This is a genomic window from Streptomyces hilarionis, assembly GCF_024539675.1.
In the GTDB taxonomy this organism is placed as follows: Bacteria; Actinomycetota; Actinomycetes; order Streptomycetales; family Streptomycetaceae; genus Streptomyces; species Streptomyces hilarionis.
Map to the genome: position 1 here is coordinate 1 of NZ_JAHHIT010000254.1, position 7,466 is coordinate 7,466.

Annotated in this window: 6 protein-coding genes; 3 read left to right on the forward strand and 3 right to left on the reverse strand. The window is 72.7% G+C overall.

The window, feature by feature from the left end; translation table 11 throughout:
* Positions 1 to 370: 370 nt before the first annotated feature.
* Positions 371 to 625, forward strand: coding sequence for a hypothetical protein (locus KMS84_RS36775; RefSeq protein ID WP_256920897.1), 255 nt, complete (start codon positions 371 to 373; stop codon positions 623 to 625).
* A 108-nt stretch (positions 626 to 733) separates the two neighbouring features.
* Positions 734 to 3,103 (forward strand): FG-GAP repeat domain-containing protein, encoded by a 2,370-nt coding sequence (locus KMS84_RS36780; RefSeq protein WP_256920898.1) that lies wholly within the window; start codon positions 734 to 736, stop codon positions 3,101 to 3,103.
* A 142-nt stretch (positions 3,104 to 3,245) separates the two neighbouring features.
* On the opposite strand, the gene KMS84_RS36785 is transcribed toward KMS84_RS36780, so the two are convergent.
* On the reverse strand, positions 3,246 to 3,788 hold the full coding sequence (locus tag KMS84_RS36785) for a hypothetical protein (RefSeq protein ID WP_256920899.1): 543 nt from the start codon (positions 3,786 to 3,788) through the stop codon (positions 3,246 to 3,248).
* 278 nt (positions 3,789 to 4,066) lie between these two features.
* Here KMS84_RS36785 and KMS84_RS36790 point away from each other — a divergent pair, with 278 nt between their 5' ends.
* Complete coding sequence (locus tag KMS84_RS36790; RefSeq protein ID WP_256920900.1) at positions 4,067 to 4,354, forward strand: DUF4190 domain-containing protein; 288 nt, start codon at positions 4,067 to 4,069, stop codon at positions 4,352 to 4,354.
* Positions 4,355 to 4,463: 109 nt separating this feature from the next.
* Here the strand turns inward: KMS84_RS36790 and KMS84_RS36795 are convergent, their stop codons facing one another.
* Entirely contained in the window at positions 4,464 to 5,549 is a 1,086-nt protein-coding gene (locus KMS84_RS36795) for a LacI family DNA-binding transcriptional regulator (RefSeq protein WP_256920901.1), read from the reverse strand.
* A gap of 127 nt (positions 5,550 to 5,676) precedes the next feature.
* A complete protein-coding gene (locus tag KMS84_RS36800) occupies positions 5,677 to 7,440 on the reverse strand; it encodes a glycoside hydrolase family 35 protein (protein ID WP_256920902.1) in 1,764 nt (587 codons plus the stop codon).
* Positions 7,441 to 7,466 lie beyond the last annotated feature (26 nt).

The window sequence follows — 7,466 nt, forward strand, 5'->3', positions numbered from 1 at the left end:
GGGCGGGTGGGCGGCGGTCCCGGTGGCGGCTGGAACGGCGGTTGCGGCTGGTAGTGGCTCACGGGTCCCCCTCTGAAGTACTTGAGGGGTGAAACTACCTACGCCGGTATGTCGCATGTGAGGAATCCGTGAAGACGGTGACCTAGTTGTGACCTTGAAGGTCGTGGGAGTTCTTGTTCGTGCGGGAGCCGACCGTTTCGGTGTGTCCTTTGCGAGTTCGTCCGTCGACGCGCCGGCGGCAACCTTCGTCTCCCCAGGCGGCCGTGGGCCGCGTGACCCGCTCGGGGCACGTCGGCATGCGGGGCGGGTGTTGCGCGGTGAGGGTGGAGGGGCGTCGTACTGAGTCGTGCCGATGGGAAGGGGCGTCCAGATGCCAGTGGAGCAGTGCACGCAGGCCAAGGCCAAGCTGGAGCGAGCCAAGCAGCGACGGCACGGGCTTCTCAAGGAGTTGACCGAGGACGAGGCGAAGCTCGCGCACCTGCGGGCTCAGGCGCATCCGGACGCTTCGGCTGTCGCGGCCCAGGAGCGGGTGGTCGCACTCGACCGCAGGTTCCTCGAGACGGCCGAGGACGATGTGGGCAGTTTGGAGGATCTCGTTCACGCCCTGTGCGACGACCTCCCGTGAGCAGGGCCGGTTGACGGTCGTCGCGTACAACCACCTTGCTTTCTCGTGGGTCCGATCACGTGGCACGCACACTTGTGCGGGCACCTCGGATCTTCAGGAAGGTCTTCGTTGGCTTCCCCACGCACCGTCCGTCGTCGTCTCGGCGGCTCCGTCGCCGCCGTCACCGTTCTCGCCGTGACGGCGGGGGCCGGGGTCCTGGCCTCTCCCCTGGCCGTGGCCTCGTCCGCCGCCGTGGACGCTTCCGGAGCCGGTGCCGCGCTCACTCCCCCGGCCGGAACCGCCTCCGTAATCGACGGTGCCGCCGTCCGGGCCGCCTCCACCGTCCCCGCCGTCACCGTCACGAACGTCGGCGCCGTCGGCAGTGTGGCGGGGCTGGACGTTGGGGCCGAGGTCGTCAGCAGCGGCGACAGCGGGTACCTCACGTCCCGGACGGACGGTTCGGGCAGCAGCGTGCTGGAATGGCACCGGTACGCCGACGGCTCGGTGGCAGCCGTCGGGGCAGGGGTCGTGGGGTACGACTCCGACTCCGACTTCGTCGTGACGGGCGACGGCGGCAGCATGGTCTTCGTACGGGACATGCGGGACATGCGAGACACGGGGGGAGGCGCTGCCTGGTCCGCTTCCTACGACCTCGCGTCCGAGTTCAGGCCGGGCGCCAAGCTCGTCGGCGTGGTCGGCGACGACCTGTTCGTGAAGGTTCCGGCGGACGGCGGGGTCTACCAGGAGCTGTGGCAGCTGGCCCGGGCCGACGGGGTCGTCACGAAGACGAAGCGGTCGTCCAACCCGTTCAGCATGGACTTCAAGGTCGTCGCGTCCACGAGCGACGTGATGATCGTCCTGAGCAGCAACCGGGTGTTCCCCAGCTCGTCGACCTTCCGGACCGAGTACTGGAGGACGCGTGCCTCCGTCGGCGGCGACGCGTCGATCGAGTCGGGCAGCAGGAAGAACACCGCCCCGTGGACGCAGGCCTCGACGGGCGCGTACACCGCCGACTACGAGGCGGGGGTCGAATACCGGGGCGGGGTCAACGAGTTGGTCGTGGACGGGACGTTCGTCCACCGGCGGTTCGCCATGGACGGCTCCCTGAGCGGCGCGGTCGTCGTCGGCATCGTCCGGGACACGTTGCTCTACGGGGTCCCGGGCAAGGCCTCCGACGCGACGCCGAGCCCGCTGTTCGCGCGGAGCGTCACCGACCCCGCCGCCGCGCCGTACGAACTCCTGAGGCACTTCTCCAGCGCGGCCCACGCACCGGACGGAAACCTGCTCGTGCGCGGCGCCACGACCGACGCGGACGGCCTGTTCCGGATCCGGGAGGCGACCGGCGGTCTTCCGGGCGCGACGCTGATCGCGGACACCGGGCGGCTCGCGCCGGTCCAGGTGAGCGAGTCGAAGGTCCCCGCCGCGGTGAGCCTGGAGAAGCCGGGGGCCACGGTCCCGATGGAGTGGACGCTGTCCCGCGCGAACGCGACCGTGGACCTCACGCTCACGCACACGGCCACCGGCAGGAAGCTCACCCAGCGCCTGGACCGGCCGGTCGCGGGCAGCCGGTTCGCCTTCCTCTGGAACGGCGTCCTGGACGGCGGCAGCGCCCCCAACGGCGCCTACACCTGGCGGATCACCGCCGGCCCGGCCGACGGCGTCGGGAGCCCGGCGACCGCCCAGGGGAGCCTGCGGGTGTCTCGCCGGGCCAACCCGCACGACTTCTCCGACAACGGCTCGACGGACGTCCTCGCACGGGACGCCTCGGGTGTGCTGTGGCGCGACGACCTCTTCGACTGGCCGTCGGAGGGCAAGGTGGCCACGGCCGGGAGGACGAAGGTCGGCAGCGGCTGGCAGGGCTACAACCAGATCGAGGCCGTCGGGAACGTCGCCGGCGCCTCGACGGGCGACGTCGTCGCCCGCGACGCGTCGGGCGTCCTGTGGCTGTACCAGGGCACGGGCAGCGCGTCGGCCCCCTTTGCTGCCCGTGTCAGGGTCGGCGGCGGCTGGCAGATCTACAAGAAGATCACCGGCGGCGGCGACCTCACCGGGGACGGCCGTCCCGACCTCGTGGCCGCCGACGCCGCCGGCGTGCTGTGGCTGTACAAGGGCACCGGCAGGACGTCGGCCCCCTTCGCTCCCCGCGTCAGGGTCGGCGGCGGCTGGCAGATCTACCACCACATCACCGCCGTCGGCGACGTCGCGGGCACCGCGGCCGGCGACCTGGTCGCCCGTGACGCCTCGGGCGTCCTGTGGCTCTATCGGGGCGACGGCGCGGGCAGGTTCGCCCCCCGCGTCCGGATCGGGGCCGGCTGGAACGCCTTCTCGCGCGTCGTCGGCGCCGGGGACGTCACCGCGGACGGGCGCCCCGACCTGATCGCCTACGGCCCGAACGGCACCTACGTGTACCGCGCGACCGGTTCGACGACGGCCCCCTTCGCCCGGCTGACGACCACTCTCTACGCGGGAGAGGGCGGCAAGTTCAACGACGTCGTCTGAACGGCTCCGTCCAGGCGGGGCCACGGGACCCGTGACGTCCGCTCGGGCGCGTCACGGGTCGCGAGTGGCGGGTGGCGAGTGGCGAGTGGCGAGTGGCGAGTGGCGAGTGGCGGATCATGGGTCGCAGGTCACGGGTCGCGGGTCACGTGGGCTCGTCCTCCTGCTGCCAGGCCCGGGGCCAGTTGCCGGACGGCGGGGGCGGTCCCGCGATGTCCAGGTCGCGCCGGGCCAGGGCGTAGAAGGCGTCGCGCGCCCGGCTCACCTGCTGCACGGCCCTGGTCCAGCCAGGGTGGCCGTCCTTGAGGCCGCGCGCGTACAGCTCGACGTTCCACACCGCCTCGTGCCAAGTGCGCGCCGCGCCTATCGTCTCCGCGTCACCGATCAGGAGCACGGACTCCCACTCGGCCGCCCGCCGTACCTCGTTCTCCGCGAGCTGGGTCATGCCCGCCTCGAGGTCCAGCGGGTCCGCCGCGTAGGGAAAGCCCCTCGCGGCCCCCATGCGCTGGGCGATGCTCAACTGCTGCTTCAGGATGTTGGCGTAGGACGCGTAGGCCTCCAGCCGCTTGGCGTCCCATCGTTCGGCCCGGCCTCGTCGCCAGCGGTTGCGCTCCGAGATGTTCGTCGCCACGAACGAACTCGCCGCGCCGACCACCACACCCAGCAGAGCCGGGACCTGCTCCCACACCGGTGATTCCCCCCGCCGTCTCCCGCCTGGCGCCCCCATGGGCCAGTCGGCACGACGAGAGACTGTAGTGCCTGGTGGCGGGGTCGGTGGTGCGTCCGGGCAACGGGACGGCGAGGGCCACCGGGCACTGGGGCTGCGGGGCACGCGGGGCTGCCCGGGTGCGGAACTGACGATCCGTCGACATGTCCGCCTCTTCCGGGGGCACTCGGTGTGCACCAAGCGAAAGTACGGAGCGCGTGACCCGTTCGGGCCGTGCGAACGACAACCGGGAGTGTGCAATGACGAGTTACAGCAGCTCTTCCGCCGCGTCCTCCGGATCACGCACCAGCGGTCTCGCGGTCGCCAGCCTGTGCTGCGGCATCGTCGGGCTGTTCCTTCTGAACATCGTCCTGGGCCCGTTGGCCATCGTTTTCGGCGCCGTCGCGCGGCGGCAGGCGTCGGTGCGCAGCGGGGCCGGGATGGCGAAGGCCGGCATCATCCTCGGCATCGTCGACGTGGTGCTGTGGCTCGTGCTGCTCGCCGTCGCGGCCAGCAACGGCGGGTTCAGCTGGTACGTGGGCGGCTGACGGGTTCCGCGCGCCGGGGCGGGTGTGCGGGTGTGAAAGCGGGTGTGCAGCGGTGGGTCCGGCCGGGGGTCGGGCCCTCCGTCGCTTCCGGGTGCCGGCGGCGGGAGCGTCAGGGGCGCGCCGTGGTGGAGTGGCGGACCTTCAGTTCGACGGGGACGAGGGTCAGGGCGGGGACCGGCGTCGTGGGGGGCTCGGCGGGCCGCGGCGGAGTGTCGTCCATGCGGTCGAGCAGGATGCGCAGCGCGATGGTGCCGATGTCCGTGAAGTCCGTGCGGACGGTGGTCAGCGGGGGCAGGAAGTGGGCGGCTTCGGGGATGTCGTCGTAGCCGACGACGCTGACGTCCTCGGGAACCCGGCGTCCGGCCTCGTGCAGGGCGCGCAGCAGGCCCAGGGCCATCTGGTCGTTGGAGACGAAGATCGCGGTGACGGCGGGGTCCTTCGCCAGTGCGCGGCCCAGGTCGTAGCCGGAGTCGGCGCTCCAGTCGCCGACGAGGGGGGCGTGGATCCGCGCTCCGGCCCTCTTGAGGGTGTCGCGCCAGCTCTCCGCCCTGCGGTCGGCCGACGACCAGCCCGTCGGACCCGCGAGGTGCCGGACCGTCGCATGTCCCAGGGAGAGCAGGTGCCGGGTCGCCTTGCGGGCGCCGGAGCGGGCGTCGGAGGTGACCGTCGGGGTGCCGTCCCCGAGGTCGTTGTCCATGACGACCAGCGGGGTGTCGAGATGCGCCTCGGCCAGCGCCCGGGCCACCCTGACCTGCGGGGCGATCGCGATCACGCCGTCCGCGCCCTCCGCCGACAGCCGGTCCGCCGCCTGCACCACCGTGTCCCGGTCCGCCGTGTCCAGGGCGATCGAGCTCACCAGGTAGCCCGCCTCCTGGGCCGCCGTGCTGATGGCGGTCAGGGTGGAGGCGGGGCCGTAGCGGGCCGCGTCGAACGAGATCACGCCGAGCATGCGGGTGCGGCCGCTGGCCAGCGAGCGTGCGCTGCTGCTGGGGCGGTAGCCGAGGGTGCGCATGGCCGTCCGGACGGCCTCCCGGGTCTCGGCGCGGACGGCCGGATGGTCGTTGAGCACCCGGGAGACCGTCTGCTTGGAGACGCCGGCCAGTTTCGCGACGTCGTCCATCACCGGGCGGGCGCCCGCGAAGTTGCGGCGGCTGCGTCCCTTGGTCGCCGGGCCGTCGGCGGCGCCTGGGGTCATGGTGGGTGCTTCCTTCGGCCTGGGGCGGTCTGCGGGCGGGTCAGGGCTGCGCCGCGGATCCGACGGGCCTGCCGTGCCCGCGGACCACAGGATAGGCCGCGGGCGTCGGCCGGGCGGCCCGGTGGGGTCAGGGGCTCGACGGGCCCAGGTCGGGGGTGTCCGTGAGGTGGGCCCGGTGGGCGGTCGTGCCGTGCAGTTCGAGGAGGACCAGGTCGTTGCCGCCGGCGCGCAGGACGGGGGCGGGGACGTACAGGGTGCGCTGCGGGCCTCGGTTCCAGTAGCGGCCCAGGTGGAAGCCGTTGATCCAGGCCTGGCCCTTGGTCCAGCCGGGCAGGGAGAGGAACGTGTCGGCGGGGGTCCTCACCTCGAACCTGCCGTGGTGGAAGGCCGGTTGGACACAGGGCGGGCCGGTGGTGACCGGCTCGGTGGCGGGCGCCCCGGCCGTGGGGGCGACGTCCAGGGGCAGGGCGTGGCAGTCCCAGCCCCGCAGCGGGGCGCCGTTGAAGGCGACGGGTCCCAGGAGGCCCTTGGGGACGCCGATGCGGGGGCCGTAGTTGACCCGGCCCATGTTCTCGACGAGGACCTCCAGGACGGCGTCGGGGCGCGGGACGTGCACGGGCAGCGCCTCCTCGTGGCGCTCGCGCTCCAGGACGCCCGCGGGGACGCCGTCCAGGAAGACCTGGGCGCGGTCTCCCACGCCGCCCGCGAAGTGGAGGAGGCCGGGCCCGTGGGCGGGGACCGTCGTCCGGTACAGGGTGTATCCGGCGCGCTGGCCGAGATCGTCGGCGGTGACGGGGTCCGTGGCGTGGACGGGCCCTGCGGCGAGGGCGAAGAGCGGGGTGCGGTGCGTCAACTCGACCGTCGTGGGAGGGAGTTTGGGGGATGGGGCGGGCGCGGGCTCGTCGGGGACCGGCGCGTGGCGGGCGATGACCTCACGGAAGGCGTGGTACTTCGGGCCGGGGTCGCCGCTCTCGGTGAGCGGGGCGTCGTAGTCGTAGGACGTGACGGTGGGGGCGTAGGCGTGGTGGTGGTTGGCCCCGTTGGTGCAGCCGAAGTTGGTGCCTCCGTGGAACATGTAGATGTTGACGGAGGCGCCGGCCGACAGGAGCCGGTCCAGGTCGGCCGCGGCGTCCTCGGTGTCCCGGCCGTGGTGCGGGCCGCCCCAGTGGTCGAACCAGCCGATCCAGAACTCCGCGCACATGAGCGGGCCTTCGGGCTGCGCCTCGCGCAGTCGCCGCAGTGACGACTCGACGCGACTGCCGAAGGTGCCGGTGGCCAGCACGCCGGGGAGCGTGCCGTTCTCGAGGTGGTCGCCGTCGGTCTGGTCGCAGGTGAACAGGAGTTCCTCGACGCCGCGTGTGCGGAAGGACCGTTCCAGGTGCTTGAGGTAGGCGGTGTCGTCGCCGTAGGCCCCGTACTCGTTCTCCACCTGTACGGCGATGACCGGACCGCCCGCCGCCGCCATGTGGGGCAGAAGCGGCGGGAGGAGGAGGTCGAGGTAGCGGTCGATGACGTCCGTGAAGCGCGGGTCGCTGCTGCGCAGGCGCATGTCCGGGTCGGCGGCGAGCCAGTGGGGCAGGCCGCCGCCGTCCCATTCGGCGCAGATGAAGGGGCCGGGACGCAGGAGGACGTGCAGGCCCTCGGCCGCGGCCAGGCGGAGGAAACGGGGCAGGTCGAGGAGACCGTCCAGGACGAGGGTGCCGGGTTCGGGCTGGTGGAGGTTCCAGGGGATGTACGTCTCCACCGTGTTCAGGCCCATGAGGCGGGCCTTGCGGAGGCGGTCCGTCCACTGGTCGGGGTGCACCCGGAAGTAGTGGAGCGCGCCGGAGACGATCCGGAAGGGGGCGCCGTGGAGGAGGAATCCGTCGGAGGTGGTGGTCAGGGCGGGCATGGGGTCCCTTCAGAACGGGGCGGGGC

What these genes read in the sequence shown, in the direction of transcription:
- KMS84_RS36775 (WP_256920897.1), top strand. Translation starts at nt 371, where the DNA reads ATGCCAGTGGAGCAGTGCACGCAGGCCAAGGCCAAGCTGGAGCGAGCC.
- KMS84_RS36790 (WP_256920900.1), top strand. Translation starts at nt 4,067, where the DNA reads ATGACGAGTTACAGCAGCTCTTCCGCCGCGTCCTCCGGATCACGCACC.
- KMS84_RS36795 (WP_256920901.1), bottom strand. Translation starts at nt 5,549, where the DNA reads ATGACCCCAGGCGCCGCCGACGGCCCGGCGACCAAGGGACGCAGCCGC.
- KMS84_RS36800 (WP_256920902.1), bottom strand. Translation starts at nt 7,440, where the DNA reads ATGCCCGCCCTGACCACCACCTCCGACGGATTCCTCCTCCACGGCGCC.